The 20,791-nt window shown below is 63.5% G+C and carries 23 protein-coding genes; 15 read left to right on the top strand and 8 right to left on the bottom strand.

The genetic code is table 11. From position 1 onward, the window contains the following. Positions 1-7 precede the first annotated feature (7 nt). Entirely contained in the window at positions 8-1,501 is a 1,494-nt protein-coding gene (locus AB3X55_07865; protein ID MEX0503498.1) for an aldehyde dehydrogenase family protein, read from the top strand. Positions 1,502-1,541: 40 nt separating this feature from the next. Further along, complete coding sequence (locus AB3X55_07860) at positions 1,542-2,705, top strand: cytochrome P450 (GenBank protein ID MEX0503497.1); 1,164 nt, start codon at positions 1,542-1,544, stop codon at positions 2,703-2,705. A 34-nt stretch (positions 2,706-2,739) separates the two neighbouring features. Here AB3X55_07860 and AB3X55_07855 read toward each other — a convergent pair whose 3' ends face one another. Next, positions 2,740-3,558, bottom strand: coding sequence for an EamA family transporter (locus AB3X55_07855; GenBank protein MEX0503496.1), 819 nt, complete (start codon positions 3,556-3,558; stop codon positions 2,740-2,742). A gap of 126 nt (positions 3,559-3,684) precedes the next feature. On the opposite strand from AB3X55_07855, the gene AB3X55_07850 reads away from it, so the two are divergent. From AB3X55_07850 to AB3X55_07840, 3 genes are all read left to right on the top strand, one after another. Further along, positions 3,685-4,632 (top strand): formylglycine-generating enzyme family protein, encoded by a 948-nt coding sequence (locus tag AB3X55_07850; GenBank protein MEX0503495.1) that lies wholly within the window; start codon positions 3,685-3,687, stop codon positions 4,630-4,632. Positions 4,633-4,725: 93 nt separating this feature from the next. Continuing rightward, positions 4,726-5,724 (top strand): threonine/serine dehydratase, encoded by a 999-nt coding sequence (locus AB3X55_07845; protein ID MEX0503494.1) that lies wholly within the window; start codon positions 4,726-4,728, stop codon positions 5,722-5,724. A 110-nt stretch (positions 5,725-5,834) separates the two neighbouring features. Next, positions 5,835-6,512, top strand: a complete 678-nt coding sequence (locus tag AB3X55_07840; protein ID MEX0503493.1) for a hypothetical protein — start codon at positions 5,835-5,837, stop codon at positions 6,510-6,512. Positions 6,513-6,560: 48 nt separating this feature from the next. On the opposite strand, the gene AB3X55_07835 is transcribed toward AB3X55_07840, so the two are convergent. From AB3X55_07835 to AB3X55_07810, 6 genes are all read right to left on the bottom strand, one after another. Next, positions 6,561-7,127, bottom strand: a complete 567-nt coding sequence (locus AB3X55_07835) for an NADPH-dependent FMN reductase (protein MEX0503492.1) — start codon at positions 7,125-7,127, stop codon at positions 6,561-6,563. An 84-nt stretch (positions 7,128-7,211) separates the two neighbouring features. Beyond that, positions 7,212-9,215, bottom strand: a complete 2,004-nt coding sequence (locus AB3X55_07830; protein ID MEX0503491.1) for a hydantoinase/oxoprolinase N-terminal domain-containing protein — start codon at positions 9,213-9,215, stop codon at positions 7,212-7,214. A gap of 74 nt (positions 9,216-9,289) precedes the next feature. After that, positions 9,290-10,018, bottom strand: coding sequence for a hypothetical protein (locus AB3X55_07825; protein MEX0503490.1), 729 nt, complete (start codon positions 10,016-10,018; stop codon positions 9,290-9,292). Between the two features lie 59 nt (positions 10,019-10,077). Then, the gene (locus AB3X55_07820; GenBank protein ID MEX0503489.1) at positions 10,078-10,314 is read right to left on the bottom strand and encodes a ribbon-helix-helix domain-containing protein; all 237 of its coding nucleotides are present in this window, start codon (positions 10,312-10,314) and stop codon (positions 10,078-10,080) included. Further along, a complete protein-coding gene (locus AB3X55_07815; protein ID MEX0503488.1) occupies positions 10,311-11,675 on the bottom strand; it encodes a class I SAM-dependent RNA methyltransferase in 1,365 nt (454 codons plus the stop codon). The genes AB3X55_07820 and AB3X55_07815 overlap by 4 nt, the downstream gene beginning before the upstream one ends. Positions 11,676-11,686: 11 nt before the next feature. Next, positions 11,687-12,439: a helix-turn-helix transcriptional regulator gene (locus tag AB3X55_07810; protein ID MEX0503487.1), complete on the bottom strand. Its 753-nt coding sequence runs from the start codon at positions 12,437-12,439 to the stop codon at positions 11,687-11,689. Between the two features lie 150 nt (positions 12,440-12,589). Here AB3X55_07810 and AB3X55_07805 point away from each other — a divergent pair, with 150 nt between their 5' ends. From AB3X55_07805 to AB3X55_07765, 9 genes are all read left to right on the top strand, one after another. Further along, a complete protein-coding gene (locus AB3X55_07805; GenBank protein MEX0503486.1) occupies positions 12,590-13,099 on the top strand; it encodes a DUF6362 family protein in 510 nt (169 codons plus the stop codon). A 67-nt stretch (positions 13,100-13,166) separates the two neighbouring features. Continuing rightward, positions 13,167-13,625: a hypothetical protein gene (locus tag AB3X55_07800; protein ID MEX0503485.1), complete on the top strand. Its 459-nt coding sequence runs from the start codon at positions 13,167-13,169 to the stop codon at positions 13,623-13,625. Beyond that, positions 13,549-14,865 (top strand): DNA-packaging protein, encoded by a 1,317-nt coding sequence (locus tag AB3X55_07795; GenBank protein ID MEX0503484.1) that lies wholly within the window; start codon positions 13,549-13,551, stop codon positions 14,863-14,865. Before AB3X55_07800 ends, AB3X55_07795 begins: the two co-directional genes overlap by 77 nt. A gap of 23 nt (positions 14,866-14,888) precedes the next feature. Beyond that, positions 14,889-16,202, top strand: a complete 1,314-nt coding sequence (locus tag AB3X55_07790; GenBank protein ID MEX0503483.1) for a DUF4055 domain-containing protein — start codon at positions 14,889-14,891, stop codon at positions 16,200-16,202. After that, complete coding sequence (locus tag AB3X55_07785) at positions 16,199-16,492, top strand: hypothetical protein (protein MEX0503482.1); 294 nt, start codon at positions 16,199-16,201, stop codon at positions 16,490-16,492. The genes AB3X55_07790 and AB3X55_07785 overlap by 4 nt, the downstream gene beginning before the upstream one ends. Before the next feature lie 105 nt (positions 16,493-16,597). Continuing rightward, the gene (locus tag AB3X55_07780) at positions 16,598-18,136 is read left to right on the top strand and encodes a 3TM-type holin (GenBank protein MEX0503481.1); all 1,539 of its coding nucleotides are present in this window, start codon (positions 16,598-16,600) and stop codon (positions 18,134-18,136) included. Further along, positions 18,120-18,548, top strand: a complete 429-nt coding sequence (locus tag AB3X55_07775) for a glycoside hydrolase family protein (protein MEX0503480.1) — start codon at positions 18,120-18,122, stop codon at positions 18,546-18,548. Before AB3X55_07780 ends, AB3X55_07775 begins: the two co-directional genes overlap by 17 nt. Positions 18,549-18,660: 112 nt before the next feature. Continuing rightward, entirely contained in the window at positions 18,661-18,909 is a 249-nt protein-coding gene (locus AB3X55_07770; protein MEX0503479.1) for a hypothetical protein, read from the top strand. A 79-nt stretch (positions 18,910-18,988) separates the two neighbouring features. After that, a complete protein-coding gene (locus tag AB3X55_07765; protein MEX0503478.1) occupies positions 18,989-19,354 on the top strand; it encodes an aspartyl protease family protein in 366 nt (121 codons plus the stop codon). 12 nt (positions 19,355-19,366) lie between these two features. Here AB3X55_07765 and AB3X55_07760 read toward each other — a convergent pair whose 3' ends face one another. Beyond that, positions 19,367-20,401 (bottom strand): polyprenyl synthetase family protein, encoded by a 1,035-nt coding sequence (locus tag AB3X55_07760; GenBank protein MEX0503477.1) that lies wholly within the window; start codon positions 20,399-20,401, stop codon positions 19,367-19,369. A 174-nt stretch (positions 20,402-20,575) separates the two neighbouring features. On the opposite strand from AB3X55_07760, the gene AB3X55_07755 reads away from it, so the two are divergent. Beyond that, on the top strand, positions 20,576-20,791 hold the full coding sequence (locus AB3X55_07755; GenBank protein MEX0503476.1) for a DUF2007 domain-containing protein: 216 nt from the start codon (positions 20,576-20,578) through the stop codon (positions 20,789-20,791).

The following is a 20,791-nucleotide window of genomic DNA, read 5'->3' as shown; positions in this document are numbered from 1 at the left end:
GAGCCATATGTTCAGCCAGGGCCAAGGTGACCGGCCGGTCACCACCGGGAACTATATCGACGGCGTTGCCCGTGCGGCAGAGGGGGGCAGAACCTATGCCCTCTACAACCCGGCACGGCCTGACGAGCTTGTCGGCCATGCGGCGCTGTCCTCGGTCAATGACGTCGATCTGGCGGTCAAGGCAGCCTACGCCGCCTATCCTGCCTGGTCACGGACAAGCTATGCGGAACGGGCGGCAAAACTGAACGAGGTTGCCGATTTTCTGGAGTCCGGTCAGGACGATGTCGACGCGCGCTCGCGCCTGTTCTGTCGCGAGCATGGGAAAATCATCAAGGAAACCCATCTCGAGGTGTCGCGGCTTGGTGACAGGTTCCGCACCACCGCCGCCTATGCGGACAGGCTGGCCCGTGACGAAATCGAGCATGGGCCGCCATTCGACACCATCATCACGCGCCAGCCGCGCGGTGTGGCGACGCTGATTGTGCCCTGGAACTGGCCGTTGTCGATCCTTGGCGCAAAGCTGCCACAGGCGCTGATGGCCGGTAACACGGTGGTGGTGAAACCGTCGGAGCTGGCGGTTCTCGCCCCCAGCATGACCTTGCAGAAGATTGCCGAGATGTTCCCGCCGGGTGTGATCAATATCGTCACCGGCGATGCCACCAGAATTGGCGACAGTCTGGTGTCACACCCGCTTGTCCGGTTTGTGAATTTCACCGGCTCGGTTCGCATCGGCAAGCATGTGATGAAAGTGGCGGCGGATCAGATGACGCCGGTGACGCTGGAACTCGGCGGCAATGATCCGGCCATTGTCTGTGCCGATGCGCGGCTGGATCAGAAGGCGTTCATGAATATGTATCTCGGCACCTTCATGTCCTCGGGACAGATCTGCATGGCGCTGAAACGGCTCTATGTGCATCGCTCGCGCTATGACGAGGTGGTCGAGGGGCTGAGCGCGCTGTGCGACCGGATGGTTGTCGGTGACGGCTTGCTTGCCGAGACCAATATGGGGCCGGTCAACAATGCCAGACAGCTGAAGGTCGTTACCGACATGATCGGCCAGGCGCGCGCCAGTGGTGCCGAGGTGAGGGAATGCGGGCAGGTGCCGGATGAAGAACTGTATCGACAGGGCCATTTCCAGAAGCCGGCCTTGATCTTCAATCCGGACCAGAGTCTGGATATCGTGCGCGAGGAGCAGTTTGGTCCGGCGCTGCCGATCATGCCGTTCGACAGTGAATCCGAGGCGATACGGCTTGCCAATGACTCGCGCTACGGGCTTTGCTCTTCGGTCTGGACCGAGGATCGTGACCGTGCGTTGTCGATCTCTCGCCAGCTTGAGGCCGGCTATACCTATCTGAACGGACATGGCCCGACAGCGCAGGATTTTCGTGGTCCCTTCGGCGGCTTCAAGGACAGTGGTATCGGACGCAATCTGGGATATGAAGGCGTCGTGCAGTTTCAGGGTTACCACTCGATATCCAGTGTCCCGGGATGGCTGTTCTAGACCGCCGTCATGACCTCGAGCCGGATTGGAATGGGTTGCCATGCGTGAACCGATAGAGCTTTACAGCAAGGAGATCGATGCGAACCCGTTCCCGGCCTATGCCCGGCTTCGGGACGAATTTCCCTGTTACTGGAGCGACAGCGCCGGGCTGTGGTTCCTGTCGCGCTATGATGATGTGGCAAATGCGGCGGTCGACTGGGAAACCTATTCCTCGCGCGGCGGCAATCTGATTGATGAAATACCGGGGCGGTCCGGCGGCACTTTGGGAACCACCGACCCGCCACGCCATGATCGCCTGCGGCGTCTTGCCAATTACGCCTTCGCCCGGAAGAACCTCGGCGAGGTGATTGATCATGCCGAGACAGTGGCAAGGCAGGCGGCCACAGATTGCGCCGGTCAGGCGGAGTTTGATTTCGTCCGGTCATTTTCCAGCAGGGTGACGGTGGACACGATCCTGCACATGCTGGGGCTTCCGCAGCGAGACCCGGCTGAAATCAGGTCGAAGGTGGTGCTGTCGATCTCGACAGACAAGGCGGCCAAAGGCAGAATCACAACGATGAATGATGCCTTTGCCGAGATATCGGACTATTTGCGGGACGCGGTCGCGGTCCGGCGCCGGAACCCGTCCGACGATCTGATCACCAAGCTTGCCGAGGCGGAAATCGACGGCGACGCGCTGTCCGAGCGCGAGATTGTCCTGACGACATCGATGTTTGTTGTGGCCGGTGTTGAATCACTGTCAAGTTTCATGAGCATTTTCGCGCTGAACCTTGCCCAGATGCCCGATATTCAGCAGGCGCTGCGGGCCGATCCCGGCCTGATCAAGCCGGCGATCGAGGAATCACTGCGCTACAATACCTCGGCACAGCGGTTCAAACGTGTGCTGACCCGCGATGTCGAACTGCATGGCCAGCGGATGCGGGCTGGCGATTTCGTGGTGCTGGCCTATGGGGCGGCCAATCGGGATGAACGCAAATTCCCCAATGCCGATATCTATGACCTGAACCGAAACCCGTCGGGCCATCTGGGATTTGGAACAGGCAAGCATTTCTGCATCGGCAACGACTTTGCCCGCATGGTGATGGAGCGGGCAATGTCGGTCTTTCTTCAGCAGATGCCGCATTTCAGCCTTGCCAGCACCAGCTTTGACTGGGTGCCATCGTCAAATTTCCGAAGCCCGGTGACCTTGCCGCTTGCGATGTGAACCCGGCCAGCCGGCAGGGCTTCAGGCCAGGGCTTCAGGCCAGGGCCAGCATCACGATGCCGACGGCAACCATGCCAGCCGCGATCAGGCGGGGGCGAACGGGGCCTTCACCAAACCAGATCAGGCCGATCATCGCGGCAAAGATCACCGAGGTCTCGCGCAATGCCGATACCATGCCAAGAGGGGCCTTGCTTTTGGCATAGAGCGCCAGTGCATATGCCAGCGCGGACAGGATTCCGCCGGCCAGCCCGATCACGATCTGCCGCCTTGTCTGCGCGCGAAGCCGGTCCCTGCGCGGCAGGAAGATATAGATGATCACGAACCCCTCGGCGATAAACAGCCAGACGATATAGCTCAGCGCCTGCTCGGCCAGGCGGACGCCGACACCATCGACAAGCGTGTAGAGGGCGATGGAGCCACCTGTCAGAAGCGCCATGATCAGGGCCGGTACCGGTGGGCCCTTGCCGGCGCGGCGAACCCCGAGGATCAGGATGCCTGCCGAAATGCAGATCATGCCGGCCCACGCCATCACCGGCAGCGCCTCGCCAAGCCAGATGAAGGCGGGAACCGCGACCAGCAGGGGCGCAACGCCACGCGCCACCGGATAGACCAGCGACAGATCGCCGACCCGATAGCCGGTATTGAGGAAATAATAATAGCCCCAATGGATGATCGTCGACGCGATGATATAGGGGATCATCACCGGGTCGGGCAGGGGCACGAACGGCGCCAGCGCCAGTGCCGGAATGGTGTGGCCTGTTGAAACGAGTCCGAAGGTGATGGTGCGGTCGCTTGCCCCCTTGACCACTGCGTTCCACAGGGCATGCATGATGGCGGCAAAGAGAACAATCATGAAAATATCAGGCGTCATGCCGACACTGTGACACAAAGCTGATATAGAACAAGCCTTGGTTGATATATAACAAGCCTTGATACCGCGCCTGTACCAGGCCACCCCCGATACCGGATTATTCCTGCGATGACAGACAAGAGTGACAATTGCTGCCCGCCATCGACCGAGCGGGCCGACCTGGCCGACCGGGCGGCGGTGACGGCTGATGACAGCGCCGGTCAGCGCCTGGTGCCGGACCATGCCGTCCGGATTCCGGGTGGGCGGGCCTTTGTCGGCACCGACAGGCGTGAACTTGCCGATGATGGCGAGGGCCCGATGCGGCGGGTTCGTGTAGCGCCGTTCCTGATTGGCGCAACCAGCGTCACGAACGCCGAATTTGCCGCCTTTGTCGAGGCGACCGGCCATGTCAGCGAGGCCGAGCAATGGGGCTGGTCCTTTGTCTTCTGGTCCGACGTGCCTGCGGCCATCGGGCCGACCGATGGTGTTGTCGGCAGCGAATGGTGGCGACGTGTCGATGGTGCCAACTGGCGCGAGATCCACGGGCCCGGCAGTGCCGATGCCTGGCATCCGGATCATCCGGTTGTCCACATGTCATGGAATGACGCCACCGCCTATGCCGCCTGGGTTGGCGGCCGGCTCCCCGACGAGGCGGAATGGGAACATGCCGCGCGGGGCGGGCTGGGCGATGTCCGCTTTCCCTGGGGTGATGAAGAACCGGATGACGAACGGTTTCTGCCCTGCAATATCTGGCAGGGGCGGTTTCCCCGGCACAATACGGCACGGGACGGCCATGCCGGCACCGCCCCGGCGGCGTCGTTCGCGCCGAACGGCTATGGCGTCTACAACATGGTTGGCAATGTCTGGGAATGGACCGGTGAGCCGTTCCGCATCCGGTCACTGAAAAAACGGGTCAGGGAACGGCTGCAGACGATGCAGGGTTTCAGGCTGGCCAAGGGCGGCTCGTTTCTGTGTCATCGAAGCTATTGCTATCGATACAGGATCGCGGCGCGGTCGGGCATCTCGCCGGATTCCACCGCCGCCCATCAGGGATTTCGCATCGTCTGGGATGTCTGAGTCCGGGGGACGCGGCATCGGGCTGCGGCGCGCCCACACGGCCCTGTCACCATCCAATTGACGTGCCGCCCCGCAGGTTGCTAGCGTCAGGCCATGACCGTTTTTACTGCTGACAGAATCGCCGAAACCCGTGACGAGCTGAAGGGGACGGTGATCCGTACACCGATCCTGCCACTGTGCAGCAGCAAGATCGCCCCCTATATCCCCAAAGGTGCCGAGCTGTTCCTGAAGATGGAGCTGTTCCAGCATGCCGGGTCATTCAAGGCGCGCGGTGCCAGCCTCGGTATTTCCTGGCTATCAGCAGAACAGCGCCAGCGGGGCGTTACCACCTTCAGCGGCGGCAATCATGCGCTGGCGCTTGCCTGGGCGGCGCAAAACGGGGGTGTTCACGCCAAGGTGGTGATGACCGAAACTGCCGATCCGTTTCGGATCGAGGGCTGCCGGGCGCTTGGCGCGGACATCGTGCTGGTGCCCGATATGATGGCCGCGGTGCCGACCCTCAACGCCATTGCCGAAGACGAGGGGCGGCAGATCCTGCATCCGTTCAATGATGCGAACATGGCCTATGGCGCGGCCAGCTGTGGTGCCGAGATGGTCGAGGATTGCCCACCACTCGATTTCGTTGTGCTGCCTGTCGGTGGGGGTGGTCTGATTTCCGGCATGGCGGCCGCGATCAAACATATGAGCCCGGCAACCACGGTTATCGGTGTGGAACCCGAAGGTGCCGACAGTCTTGGCCGCAGTTTCCGGTCAGGGCGGGCGGAGACGCTTGATCGGGTGGCGACAATCGCCGACAGCCTTGGCGCGCCGATGGCGATGCCGGAATCGCTGGCGCTGGCACGCCGCCATGTCGACGAGCTGATCACAATTCCGGATAGCCTGATGGCCGACACCATGCTGCTTATGCGGTATACCCTGAATCTGGTGGCCGAACCGGCCTGCACGGCCTCGCTTGCGGCAACGCTGGGGCCACTTCGTGACCGGGTCGCGGGACGGCGTGTCGGTGTGCTTGCCTGCGGCAGCAATATTTCGACAGAACGCTATGCCGCCTATACCCGGTCGGCAAACCTGCCATCGCCCCCCGACGCCTGACAGGCCGACCATCCGATCACCCGCAGATATGGCCAGCCTGCCGCACGCCAGCGCCACAGCACCGGCATCCCGGACTTTGGCTGAATGGTTAATTAAATTAGATTTTTGTCATGTTCAGGGTTTTACACAAAGCCGCACTCGCATCGATGCTGGTTGTCGGCACGCTTGTCGTGGCGGATGCCAATGCGTCCGGTGTGGCGCTTGTCTGCGAAGGTGAATTCCGGATCCAGCGTGGCACTGTCGAGGGCATCGCCGAAGACAGCTTTGCCGGCACCATGCATGTGGCGCTTGTCGCCAGGGACGCGGCAGTGGTCGAGGTGCGCCTGCAGACGTTTGAGGATGGTGCGCGTACACCTGTCCAGACCTTTGCCCTGCCGGTTGTCGAAGAGCCGCCGGAAGTCGGCGAGATGACGGTATTGTTTCCCGAGCTGTTTGTGGAGCAGCCGGTCAAGGCCAGCGCAACGCCGGTCGCCGCCGGGCCGGTCACGATACCGGGTGACCTGACCATTGATACGACAGACCGGGAAATCCTGCTTCGCCAGATTGTTGAAAGCGGGCCGATTCTGAAGGCACGGGTCAATGGCCGCCCGCTGGTGCCGACACGCCAGAAGATCGAGACGGTTGAAATGCGCCTCGACAGGACCGGCAGCCATATCAGCCTTGTCTGGCGTGATGACAGCGTTCGTGAACACAAGCGTCCCGGCGCGATCAGGGCAAGCAAGATCCAGCTTCGTGACGAGAAATCCTACAAGGCCGAGTGTATGCCGGTGCGCCAGCGCGCGTTCTGATGTTCCGGCGGCCGGCCCAGTTCACGGGCGGGCATCCCGGCCCGGATGTCACTTTCGCTGACAGGCCGTGATCAGCCGGGTGATCAGGCTGATCAGACCATCCTCGGTCTGGCGGTCGGCAAGCTGACCCCGCGCGGTAAAGGCCGTGGCGGCAGACGGCACCGTGACAAAGCCGGGAACAGCCACCATGCCAAGCTCGGCGACAACATCGCGAAGCCGGGGGATCGCCCGCACCCCGCCAAGCCGGCCTGGGCTCGATGCCATCAGCGCAACGGGCAGACCCTGAAAGACGGTTCCGAAATCATCACCCGGAGAGGGGCGCGATGCCCAGCACAGCATGTTCAGCAGCAACGGGGTGATAAACCCGTTATATTCCGGCGTGGCGATCATCATCCCGTCATGCGAGGCCACAAGATGCCGGAAATCGATAACCGGCTGGGGAATGCCGGACCCGGCCTCGAGATCGGCGTCATAGAGCGGAATTTCGAAATCCGCGAGGTCGACCAGTGTCGGTTTGCCCCCAACCCCCTTGACAAGGCTCGTGGCAGCGGCGGCAAGTTGCTTGGAATAGGCACCTTGCCGCGCGGAGCCGGCAAAGATCAGAATGCTGGTCATATGGTCTGTCCTGACGACACGAAAGATCGTCAGAATAGAGCAGCAAGGTTAAGGCATGGTTAACAGCGCGGAAGGCCCGGACTGTCAGCCGGCCCGCCCATCCGCGGTGGCATAGATCAGCGCTTCGATGAACATGTCCCGGTCACTGCTGATCGGCACCAGTTTGATGTCGTCCTCGACGGTGACGGTCACCTGTGTTGCGCCGGCCTTTGTCGCCCGCGCGGTCGCCAGATCCCGTGCCGCGTCACGGGCCAGATCGAGCGCCGCCGCCATCTCGCCAAGGTCTTTCGGTCCGTCGGGAAGATGCACCCGGAAGCGGCCTTCGGCAGGCTGTGTCACCGAAATGACAACGCGCTGGCGAACACTGCCGGCCGCCGCGCCGACGGCGCCGGCCACATCGGCATGGTCCGGCACGGTCAGATCGACCCCCATCAGGCTGGCGACATGGGGATAATGTGTGCCGGCAGACGCGCCAAGCGCCACCAGCCCGGTGCCGAGGGCAAGCGACAGGTCGACAAGCCCGCTGGCCTTGCCAGCAGCCTGGCGATAAAGGCCGGCCAGCAACGGGTTTGTGCTGGCCTGGTTCTCGCCGGCGCCATCATGCGCCAGCGCCGCATCCATAAGCGCAAGGCCCGACCGGCGGTGAAGCTCGGCCAGGGTCTGCCGGGCAAGGTCGGACTCGGATGTGGCAACAGGCTGGCCGACCCCGTTTTTCTGCCGGGCCATCAGTCTGGCACCAAGACCGGCGGCATCCCGATCGAAATCCGTGAAATCGCCGGTGACGTGAAGCGCATCGGTCGGGGTGAAGGCGGCAAGTGTCAGCAGACCGCGCGCAATCAACCTGTCAACCGCGCCCAGCGCCAGCTGCGTGCCGGCAATATCGGCAATGCTGACCGGCCCGGTCTCCAGCGCCTTTGCGGCAAGCCGTGCCTCGGAGCGGGTCAGCCAGTTGGGAACACCATGCGGCATCAGCGGGATCACAAAGCGGCCATCGGTTGCCATCGGCACGCTCACGTCGAGCTGCGCGGCAAGGCGTCTCTTGGCGTCCGGCCATTGCATCGCAAGAAGAGACAGCGGCACGGCCCGCCGCGGCCCCATTGTCAATCCGGTGGCGGTGCCGCGGGTCATCGGCCTGACCTCGCTGTCACCGCCGAGACCGCAGGTGCGGATGTCGGCGGCCTCGACCATTGTCTGCCATCCCCCGACAAGCGCCCCGTCGGCCTTCAGGCGCGGCGCCCCGTTCTGCAGCAGTGCGATATCCGTGGTCGTGCCGCCAATATCCGCCACAAGGGCGGTGTTCGTATTGGCCAGAAAGGCGGCCCCCGCCAGGCTGGCGGCCGGCCCCGACAGAACGGTCTCGACAGGCCGCGAGCGGGCGTAATCGGCCTGCAGCAATGACCCGTCACCCTTGACCACCATCAGCGGACAGGACAGGCCCCGCGCCGCCATGATGGTTTCAGTGGCGGTAATCAGCCGGTCCAGAAGATTGACCAGCCTGGCATTCAGCACGGCTGTCAGGGCACGCCGGGGCCCGCCAAGCGAGGATGACAGCTCGTGGCTGCAGGTCACGGGCGCGTTGCCAAGGTCAAGCAGCAGGTCGCGGGCGCGGATCTCGTGATCCGGGTTGCGGGTGGCAAAATGTCCGGCAACGGCAAAGGCCGAGATATCGCCCTTGGTTTCGCTGACGGCGGCGCGGATGGCGGCCTCGTCAAGGCGGGCCTGTGGCGAGCCGTCGGGGCTGTGCCCGCCAGCGATGAAGAAGACCCTGTCCTGGCCAAGCGCCCGCGCCAGATCGGCCCGGCCAAGGGCCGATTCATCAAAGCCGATCATGATCAGGCAGACGCGCCCGCCAACCCCCTCGACAACGGCATTGGTTGCCAGCGTCGTCGACAGTGACACAAGGCCTATATCACCGGCATTGCCGTCAAAACCGGCAAGCACCCGGTCGATGGCCCCGCCGACGCCGATGGACAGATCCTGGCGCGTGGTCAGGGATTTTCCAGTGCCGAGAACGGTGCCGGCTGCGGTGTCGAGAAGCGCGGCATCGGTGAAGGTGCCGCCGGTATCAAGGCCGATTACCAGTGTCATCCGTTTGTCCCCGACCTGAGGTGGCCGTGCCGGCCAGCGGCGATACGTTTTGGCGTCATGCCGCGGTCATACCCCTATGCGGCCACATTGCGCGAGGCGGCATGACGGGTAAAGAATTCGATGATCCAGCCGGCGATATCGACGCCTTCATGGCCGGCTTCCAGACTTTGTGTTGCCGAGGCCACATGATCCGCCCCCATCGAGTCGGTGCGCGCCGCCATCAACGCGGCGGTGTAATCGGGTTCGAACTCGGGATGGCCCTGCATGCAGAACACATTGTCCCCGATATAAAAGGCGGCATTCGCGCAGAAATCGGTCGATCCAAGGTGCGTGGCACCGTCGGGAAGGCGCGTGACCTGGTCCTGGTGAAGATGGATCAGCCTGACGCTGCTGCGTTCGGGCATCCAGCCCGGTGTGTGGTGAAGCGCCAGATCATAGACGCCAAGCCCCCAGCCGTGATCCCATTTCTCGGCCCGGCCGCCAAGCGCATGGGCGATGATCTGATGACCGAAACAGATCCCGACAAGCGGCTTGTCGGCTGCGTGGGCGGCGCGGATAAAGTCCTGCAGCGGCGAAATCCACGGATAATCATCATAGACGCCCGCAGCAGAGCCGGTGACAAGATAACCGTCGAAATCATCGACCGATGCCGGCAATGTCCCGTCGATAACCGCAACGTCTGTAAAGGTCATGTTGCCGGCGTCTGTTCTGGCGAATAACTGCCTGAACATATCGGGGTAGCCCGGAAAGCGGTTGGCGATCTCGGCATTGATGCGGCCTGTTTCCAGAATGGCGATATGCATGGGGCTCTCCACTTGGGACTCTCCACTGGGGATGCCTCGGCATCCCGGATGCGACGCTATCAATCTAGGGTGGCGATCTCTGTCCTGCAAGCGGCGGCCTTTTGTTTCAGTTCTTCCAGAACAAAAAGCCGGACAGCCGATGACAGGCCTGCCGTTCGCGTCCGGTCAATTTCGGTAATCAGTGCCGCCACCGAGATGCCGCGCGCGCGTGCGATGGCCGCAAGTTCATCCCAGAATCCGTCTTCGAGGGACAGGCTTGTCCGGTGACCGTGGATGCTGACCGACCGTTTCTTCATGACGGTGCGCCGCTGCCGGTGCGCGAAAACCCGGCAACGATCTCGACATGGCTGGAAAAGCGGAACTGGTCGATGATCCGGGGGCGGCCAATGCGATATCCACCGGCGATCAGGGTTGCCGCATCACGGGCAAAGGTGGCCGGGTTGCATGATACCATCGCAATCACCGGCACCGAACTGGCGGCAAGTCTGGCGCATTGTGCGGCGGCACCGGCACGCGGCGGGTCGAGAATGACCGCATCGAAACCGTCCAGATCGCCATCCATCAGGGGGGCTTCCATAAGGTCGGTCCGGATACAGGCAAGCTGTGCGCCACGCCCGGCGGCGCTGACCGCCTGTTTGAGAGCCGTCAGGGCGGCGTGATCGGATTCGGCGGCTGTCAGCTGTGAGAGCCCGGCAAGAAGCGGCAGGCCGAGCGTGCCGCAGCCGGCAAACAGATCAAGCACGCGCGCCGGCTTGCCGACGATGTCGACAACAGCCTGCTGCAGTGCGGCCTCGGCATCCTGCGTTGCCTGAAGAAAGGCACCGGGTGGCGGCGTGACGGCAATCCCGCCAAGCTGCAGGACGGGCGGTGCCGGTGCCAGCAATGTCAGCGGCGGGCCGCCGTCACTGACCGACAGCCGTGCCAACCCTGCCTCGACCGCCCAGCCGGCAAGCTGTTCGCGGAGTCCGTCATGCCACCCGTCCGGGCCGCTGAGCAGCAGACAGATCCCGTTATCGAGGCCGTTTGCCTGTGCGTCGATGGCAACACCAAGCGGAAAATGCCGCGATGCCAGCTCGGCAAGCCGCTCCAGCAGCCTGATCAGGTCGGCGCGCAGAACACTGCAATCCTGTGGTGCGATGATGCGGTTCGATCCGCGCTCGAGAAACCCGGCAGCCACGCCGCCGGCAAGTCGCTTCAGATGGAATCCGGCGCGCCGCCTGCTGCCGCGTGGCGAGATGTGTGGCGATTCAAAGCCGTCGATATCAACCCCGGCCCGGGCCAGAAAGCCGGCGACAAGATCCTGTTTCCATGCGGTCACGGCATCATCCTGCCAATGCTGCAATGTGCATCCGCCGCAAGCCGGAAAGACCTTGCAGTCGGGATCGCGGCGCTGCGGCGAGGGGGTCAGGATTTCGGTCAGTACGGTTTTCAGCCCCTGGCCACTGACGCTGACAGGCTGGGCCACAACCCGTTCGCCGGGAAGCGATGCCGGCACGAACACCGCATGGTCCGATGTGACGTGGTTGTGCCGCCATGATGCGGTGCCGACGCCGTCGCCACGCGCGCCGACATGGCTGATCTCGAGTTCCACCGGCGCGGCATTGCGGGGCAGGCGGCCTGTACGGTCACGCTTTTTGTCGGAATGGCGGCGTTTCATGAAACCTGTCCTCAGATGGTGCGGGCGAACCAGACAACCCGCCCGACGATATGAACCTCGTCGAGCCGACGCTGATAGTTGCTGTAGGCCGGATTGTCCGACGAAAGGCGGAGCTGCGGCGGCATGGTGTTGGGTATCGCATCCACCCGCTTGGCGACAAGCCCGACCCCGTCATCAAGGATGAAAATACCGGGTGGCGACGGCAGGAGCCGGCCGGTATCGATCATCACCAGATCGCCATCCTCCAATGTCGGCGACATCGAATCGCCACTGACAGACAGCAGTTTCAATCCACCGGCAGGCGCTGAGGTGATGCGGCGCAGCAGATCCGGCGGAAAGGCAAGGCCGGTGTCTGTCTCGTCACCGTCCTGGGCAAAGCTGCCACCGCCGGCCGCCGCATGTACGGCATGCAGGGGCACGGTGACCGATATGTCATGATGGGACGGCTGCCGCGCCTGAAGATCGGAATCCAGAAACCGCGACTGGTCAACGCCGGTCAGGTCGGCAAGGTGCAGCCGCAACGGTTCGGGCAGGCGGCGCGGCGATCCCCGATACAGATATTGCTGCAGATAGGCATCGTTGCGGCCAAGCAATCTGGAGGCCTGCTTCAATGTCAGGCCGGCCATGTCGATGGCCTGGCGAATGGCCTTGCGTGCCCGGTCCAGTCCGGGACCGGTTCCCGGCGCGCCGGCCATTTGTGCCGACTGGTGTGCCGGCTGGTCTGCCGGTGCGGGCGATGATGGGGGCTGTGTTGTCATCGGCATATGGGTCTGTCAGGCGTCCTGTCGGCTGGTTGGGGTGGACAGCTTCACGATCCGGAGAGCGGTGCCGGGATGATCCTTTCGGGTTATCGCGTCCTGCCACCAAATCATGATAGGAAAATTCCTACAACTTAGCAAGAGCAGAGGCAGACCATGACAGATATAGAGATGGATCGGGCGCCTGGCCCGACTGAGGCCGCGACCAGTCCAACAGATGGCAGGACGGATTCACGGCGGCTGACCGGCGACGTCGCCACCACGGGCGGGCCGCAGGCATCGCGCGCCATGGCGCTGCGCCTTGTCCGGGCTGTCGACACGCTTGACAGGTTGCCGATGAAGGCCGATACCCGGCCGGCCGGCACGCGCAGCGCCTGGCCGGAAATGATCCGCAAAAGTCGCTTTGCCATCGAGGCGACACGGCGCACCATGCCGGCGCGGCCAACGCCGACAGCGATTGACGATCTGGACAGGCTGGCCATGCTGATGTGGCAGCTGCCAGCCTATCAGCGCCAGCTGCTGTGGGCGCGCGCCTGCGGGGTCAGATGGGCCGAGCTGTGCCATCGCTACCGGCGAAGCCGCACAACGCTGAACCGTGACCATCGCCGCGCGCTGTTGGCCCTTGTGCTGGCGGAAGATGCGGCACCGGATCAGGAATCCGCTTGACAAATGACACAAAATAGGATATTTCCTATTATACACTGCCGATCAAACCACCTGCATCCCGACATAAATGACCGACCACCGCCAGCCTGATGCCGCCCCACCAGGCTGGCAGGAGGCGTTTCTGGATCATCTCCGTGCAACCGGCAATGTCAGCGCCGCGGCACGTGCCGCCGGCACCTGCCGGTCGCGTTGCTATGAATGGCGTCGGCGCGACGGGGTCTTTGCCGCCGCATGGGCGAACGCGCTGGAAGAGGCGGCAGACAGGCTGGAGATGGAAGCCTTTCGCCGCGCCGTGCAAGGTGTTGGCGAGGACCGGTTCTTTCAGGGCAGCGTGGTTGGCGAGGTGACCCGCTATTCCGACAGTCTGCTGATGTTTCTGCTTCGTGCCCGCCGCCCGGCCCGGTTTGGTGCCGGCGTGAACATGGATACGTCCGATACCGGAATGGAGAATGACGACAGATACCTGGCAGAGCTTCGCCGACGCATGGAAACGCTTTGTCGCCAGCGCAACGCCGCAGACGAGTGAGGCCTTTCTGTCGTCGCTGGCGCCGGGCGAGGCGGAACGGCTTGTCCATGCCTGGTCACTGTGGGCCCGGCCGGCGCAATTGCCGCCACCCGGGCGCTGGCGTGTCTGGCTGTTGATGGCCGGTCGCGGGTTTGGCAAGACCAGGGCCGGTGCCGAATGGGTGCGCCAGCTTGCCGAGACCGGCAAGGCCGGATCAATCGCGCTTGTCGGGGATACGGCAGATGATGTGCGCCATGTGATGGTTGAAGGGCCTTCGGGTCTTCTGGCGATTGCGCCACCATCCCGGCGGCCACAATGGCAGCGTTCCCTGCGCCGGCTCGAATGGCCGAATGGCGTGGTGGCGCGATGCTATGCGGCGGTGGATCCGGAACAGCTTCGCGGCCCGGAATTCGACCATGCCTGGGCCGATGAAATCGGTAAATGGCCCGATCCGGCGGCCTGGGACAATCTGATGCTGGCACTGCGCCGCGGGGCGGCACCACGCTGTCTGGCGACGACAACACCGCGGCCACGACAATGGCTTTGCGATCTTGCCGACGCACCGGACACCATTCTGGTGCGCGGCGCAACGGCCGAGAACGCGGCCAATCTTGCGCCGGGGTTCCTTGATGCCATGACGGCGCGCTATGGCGCCGGTCCGCTGGCCCGCCAGGAGCTTTACGGCGAGATGATCAATTCCGCCCCGGGGGCGCTGTGGCGGCGTGATGCGCTGGAAATCTGCCGCGCACCACCCCCGCAGCGGCGCGACCTGCAGCGCGTTGTTGTCGGGGTCGATCCGGCGCTTGGCGGGCCCGGCGAGACAGGCATCATTGTTGTCGGCAAGGATGGGGACGGCATGATCTGGGTGCTGGAGGATGCCAGCGCCGCCTTGCCACCGGCCGCCTGGGCGGCGCGGGTGGTGCAGTGTTTTCGGCGCTGGCGGGCCGAGGCCGTGATCGCCGAGGTCAATCAGGGGGGCGCGCTTGTTCGCAGCCTGCTGAACCAGGCCGGTACCCGCCTGCCGATCCGCGAGGTGCGGGCGATGCGCTCAAAGAGCCGTCGCGCCGAACCTGTCGCCGCGGCGTATGAGCGTGGCGAGGTCAGACATGCCGGTATGTTCCCGGTGCTTGAAGACCAGATGTGCGCCTGTGTTCCGGGACATCGGCAATCGCCGTCGCCCGACCGGCTGGATGCGCTTGTCTGGGCGGTGAATGCCTGTCTTGGCGGGATCGAGACCACCAGCCGTGAACTGGCGTTCTAGCCGCCGTTCCAAGGAGACCAAACATGCATGATGATTCAATCGCGGCGCCGGGTCTGGCGCACCGCGCGATGGCGCCTGAACTCGATCTGATCGCCGATCTGATGGGAGGCACTGCGGCGATGCGACGGGGCGGCCAGCGGTGGCTGCCGCGTGAGGCGAATGAAAGCTGGACCGCCTGGCGGGCCAGACTGCATCGCAGCGTTCTGTTCAACGGCATGGCGCGGACGGTGCTGGCACTTGCCGGTCGGCCGTTCGCGCGGCCGGTGACACTGGCGGATGCCAATCCGGCGCTGTCGGCGCTGGCTTCATCGGTGGACGGGTCCGGGATGGCGATTGGCGGCTTTGCCGCGATGGTGCTGCGGGCGCTGCTTACCGACGGGCTGGTTCATATCCTTGTCGACCGGCCGCGCAAGGGTGGCGCGCCCTATTTCGTTCTGGTGCCGGCGGCACAGCTGATCGGTGCGCGCCGCGATGCCGACGGGCTGGCGGATATCCGCATTCGTGAGGGGCATGCCCGCACCATTGGACGATTTGGCGAAGAAGCCGTCGAGGCGGTCCGCTTCATCAGCCGCCGCGACTGGTCATTATGGCAGTCTGGACGGCGTGGCTGGCATGTCAGTGAACAGGGGCAGCATGATTTTGGCGAGGTGCCGCTGATCACCCTGAACGCCGCGCCGACGGGATTCATGCGGGCCCGGCCGCCGCTGATCGATCTTGCCTGGCTCAATCTGGCGCATTGGCAGTCGGCAAGCGACCAGCGGCATATCCTGCATGTGGCGCGGGTGCCGGTATTGTTTGGCCGGGCGCTGCAGGTTGCCGATGGCGAGATCGAGATTGGACCAAACCGTCTGATCCTTGCCGATGATCCGGCTGCCGACCTGCGTTTTGTCGAGCATTCCGGCGCGGCCATCGCGGCTGGTCGTCAGGACCTGATCGACCTCGAGGACAGAATGGCGGTGCTGGGGCTGGACATGCTGCGGCATCGCCCCGGCGAGACAACCGCCACCGGCCGCGCCATCGATGCGGCGCAGACCCACGCCGCGCTGAATGGAATCGTACAGACTCTTGAGGACGGCCTTGGCCGCGCATTTCGGCTGGCGGCAAGGCTGCTGGGATATGACGCCGGCGCGGCTGGCCGGATCGTGATCAGCCGACAATTTCCCGTCCGCGACGACCAGGCTGCCGAGGCCGACCTGCTGCTGCGGGCGCGGCTGGCCGGTGAAATTTCAAGCCAGGCCTTCCTCGCCGAGATTGCCAGACGCGGCATTCTTGGCGGGGCCGGCACGCCCACAGCACAGACATCACCACCATCAGCCCAGCAGGAGGGAACTACATGACCACATCCGACATCACCGCCGATGCACCGGCGCCGGACCAGAATCCGGACAAGCAGCCTGCTGTCATCGGGCAGGACGATCACCCGCCAGAATCAGGGCCAAAATCAGAGCCTGCATCAGGGCCGGCATCAGATCCGGCACCGGATCCGGCCGGCGGCAGCATCGGCGCGTCGGGCACCGGGGCCGGCCAGTCCGATGCCCCGCGCATCGTCATCGGTGCCCAGGAATCAAGCGCCATCAACGCCAATCTTGCCGGTCTTGCTGCCGGCACGGTGCGGCTTGCGACATGACGCTGAACATGGCGCTGAACGGAAAGCTGTCGGGCGGCGTCACCCGTCCCCAGCACCCCCATCCCCAACACCCCCATCCCCACCATATTGTCTGAAAGGACCGACATGACATCTTCAAACACCATTACCGACCTGATGCCACGGATCGTTGCACGGGGCCTGCTGCGGTTCCGCGAGCAGGCGATTCTGCCGCGACTTGTCTCCAGCAGCCTGTCGGCAGAGGCGGCGCGACGCGGCGAGTCGATCCGCGTGCCGATCAGCCAGCCTGTGGCGGCGCGTGACGTGACCCCCGGCGTTGCTGCCAGCCAGGCCCCGGCAAGCGCCATGCAGTCGGTCAATGTCCCGCTGGACAACTGGAAAAGCGCCGGTTTCTTTCTGACCGATGCCGAAATGATGCAGATCGAGGCGGAGTCGAGCTTTATTCCGCTGCAGATGGCCGAGGCGATCACCGCGCTGGCCAATGCGGTGAACGAGTCCATTCTGGTCGAGGTTGAAAAGACCGGAACGGTGATCGGCACCGCCGGCGAGGTGCCATTCCAGACTGTCGAAAGCCCGTCGGAAATCTGGCATGGCGCGAATGCGGCAATTGCCGCCCGCAAGCTGTTGAATCTGGCGGCGGCACCAAAGGCCGGGCGATTTGCCGTCATCGACTATGAAATGGAAGCGAATGCCCTGGGTCTGCCGCAATTCCACGATGCCCAGCGGGCCGGCAGCGCCAGCGTGCCGATGGAAGGTGAAATCGGTCGCAAGTTCGGCATCGACTGGTTCAGCAATGACCTGTTGCCCCGCAACCGCGCCAGCATCGCGCGGACCCGGTTTGCCGCCAGGATCGAGGCCGATGCAAGCGGTGGTGACTTGCAGATTGCCGCCACCAAAGTGAAGATCGGCGATGTCATCATCGTCGGATCGGGCCGGACCTCAAGCACCCATCAGGTCACGACCAGCCGCCCGGCAAATTCCGGCAAACATGCCGCGATCACGGTCACCCCTGTCTTTTCACAGGCGATTGAGCCGATCACCCCACCACCCCACACCACCCCCGATAACCCACAGGAGACCCAGATGCCCGCACCCCTTGCCGGTCTTGCCGGTGGGCTGGCGCTTGTCGACCAGCTTGTCCGGCTTTTCACCCCGATCAACCGCCTTGTCGATGAATTCCATGATTCCGAAGAGGACCGCGCCAAACGCCGCGCCGAGGTAACGGCGCTGCAGAACGAGGCGCTGGCGCTGGCGCTGGCGCTGGAGCGCGAGAGGCTGGTCGCCCAGGCGGCGATTGTGTCCGCCGAGGCCGGCGGCGCGTCGTGGCTGCAACGCAACTGGCGGCCGATCACCATGCTCAGCTTCCTTGGTCTGGTCATTGCCGATGCCTTTGGCATGCTGGCCTTCCGGCTTGCCGACCAGGCATGGCTGCTGCTGCAGATCGGGCTTGGCGGCTATGTCGTCGGGCGCAGCGTCGAGAAGATCTCGCCGCAGATCGCCAATGGCGGCCCGCATGTGAGCCGGGATGCCGATGCTGCATCGCCCGCCAAATCGTCATCCAGGCCATCGGCGAAATCCGGACGCCGGGCCGGTGTTGGTGCCGGTGTTGGTGCCGGTGCCGGTTCCCCGAAATCAAGGGTTGCGCGCGATGCCGGGCCGCGATGATCTTGTCCGGCTGCTGACCCGGCACGAGGGGCGGCGCACGCACCCCTATCTCGATACGGCCGGCAAGCTGACCATCGGTGTTGGCCGCAATCTGACCGACCGCGGCCTGTCAGGCGGCGAGATCGACCTGCTGCTGGCGAATGACATTGTGATGGCGCGGGCGGCCTGTCGGCGGCTCTATGGTGATGCCTTTGACACCGCATCGCCGGCACGCCGCCGGGCGCTGGTCTCGATGGCGTTCAATCTGGGCCAGACGCGGCTTGCCGGGTTTGGCAAGCTTCGCGCGGCGGTGCGGCGCGGCGACTGGCAGCTGGCGGCGGCGGAAGCGCTGGACAGCCGCTGGGCCGACCAGACGGGCCACCGCGCCTCTGAGGTGGCGGCAATGCTGCGGGGGGACGGAGACGGCAATTGATCCATTAGGACAATTGAAATTATCACGAATTCACGAAAAATTTACCTGAGGGCGCTAGAATCAAGGAAGAGTGATTCGATATTTCTGATGGGGGAGATGAATGAATGCGGAAGTGAAAGACCAAGATCGGCTTCGAAAGGAAATTGACACCAATTTTGAGGTGTTCTTGGAGAATCTGGATCAGTATATGGCGCAGCATCGGGATAAATATGCGTTGATGCGTGATGGCGAGGTTACGTCCTTCTTCCTGACCTGGCAGGATGCCTATAATGCGGGCAACCTGATTTATGACGACGCCATCTTTTCGGTCCAAAAGGTCACCAGAACGCCTGTTGACCTCGGTTTTTTCTCGCGTGTCTAGCATTGTCGGAGCGTTCAACCCGATTATCGGGCCGGTATTGAAGGTCGGGATAATAAAATTGAACCCGGACGGAACTCCCATGAATGTGGTCGGCGGTGAGCAACACCTGAACCTGTTTGATGCGCTTCTGGATACTGGAGCCACATCCACCTGCATTTCAGAAAGAGTTGTCATGGATGTGGGATTGGTCCCGACTGGCAAAACGATGATGACAGGCGCTACGGGAGAATTGGAGGTCGATGAACATTTCTTTGGAATCGGCTTTATCACATCGCTTGAACCTCAAGCGACAGGAGAGGTCTCCAGCAGGTTGGAGATGCGTTCAGTCAGAGGATCGCTTTTTCAAGTTGGGTCTTTGCAGTTTGATGTACTCGTCGGCAGGGATATTCTTTGCGAAGGTGTGTTCACCATGTCCTTCGACGGACATTTCACCCTGAGCCGCTGAATCTTTTTGCCGTCATGAGTTCCGGGCGGCGGCGAAATGCGCCGCATCGGCAAGCGCGGTGGCCAGCGGCGCGGTGTCGCCGTCATCCATGAAGGGGGTCAGCGCGGCGGCGGCCTCGTCGGCGAAATTCCGGGCAATGGTGATGGCGCGGTCCACCGCGTCATGGCGTGCCAGACAGGCCTGCGCCGCTGCAAGATCGCCGTCACGGAAATCGGCCTCGCCAAGCGTGCGCTGCCAGAAGGCGCGTTCATCATCATCGCCGTCCTGCCAGGCCAGAATGGTCGGCAGGGTGATCTTCTGATCGGCGAAATCATCGCCGGCATTCTTGCCCATATCAGCGGCCGAGGCGGCATAGTCCAGCGCGTCATCCATGATCTGGAAGGCCATGCCAAGCTTCATCCCGTAATCGCGCATCGCCTCGACACGGTCTGGCGCGGCACCGGTGATCTCGATCCCGGCGGCGGCGGCGGCGGAAAACAGCACCGCCGTCTTTCCCTCGATCACATCATAATAATCGGCAAGCGCCGTATCCGGCTGGCCGGTAATGGCCATCTGCCTGATCTCGCCCTCGGTGATCCGTGCCGCGGCCGATGCCAGCCTGCCAAGCACGCCCAGATCACCGGCCTCGACCATCAATTCGAAGGCGCGCGCGAACAGAAAATCGCCAACCAGCACCGAGGCGTCGTTTCCCCACAGCGCATTGGCGGTATCGCGGCCGCGGCGAAGGTCGGATTCATCGATCACATCATCATGAAGAAGCGTTGCCGAATGGATGAATTCCACGGCTGTCGCCAGCTTGATCGCCGGTTCGCGGGTGGCGGCGTCACCGCTCCCCAGCATCGCCCCGGCAACGGTCATCATCGGACGCATGCGTTTGCCGCCTGCCGCGATCAGATGGCCCGCAAGCCGGGGGATCAGGGGGATGTTGCTGTCCATCCGCGCCATGATCGTGGCGTTGACCCGGTCCATTTCGTCCGCCAGCATCGTGACCAGCGGGTCCAGCGATGGCGGTGCGGTTGGCGCGTGGATGGCGTGGGGATGTGTCATGATCCGCCGGAATCCATAGGTTGTGATGCCTTCTAGTATCCACTCGACCCTGCCGGGGGCAAGCAAAATCAGCGGCTCTGCGCCGTGGCTGGCAATTCGCCGCAGGTGCGGCCGGATGGCGGTTTTTTTGCGACAGGTCTTGGCTAATGCCGGCTTTTGGCGCATATCTTTGGCATGGTGACGCTGGTTCGGACAACCAATGCTGTGCGGCTGTCCTTTCTGCAGGCGCTGCTGGCGGATGCCGGAATCCACACCGAGGTGTTCGATGGCAACATTTCGGCGCTGGAGGCCGGGATCGGGGCATTCCCCCGCCGTCTTGCCGTGTCACCGGCGCAAAAGCTGGCAGCCGAAACGATCCTGCGCGACGCAGAGGAATTCTACGATGACTAG

It is taken from the genome of Alphaproteobacteria bacterium LSUCC0719 (assembly GCA_040839025.1).
GTDB lineage: Bacteria > Pseudomonadota > Alphaproteobacteria > Puniceispirillales > Puniceispirillaceae > UBA8309.
Note: the sequence above shows the minus strand (reverse complement) of the source record. Positions and strands in the feature narration are given on the sequence as shown.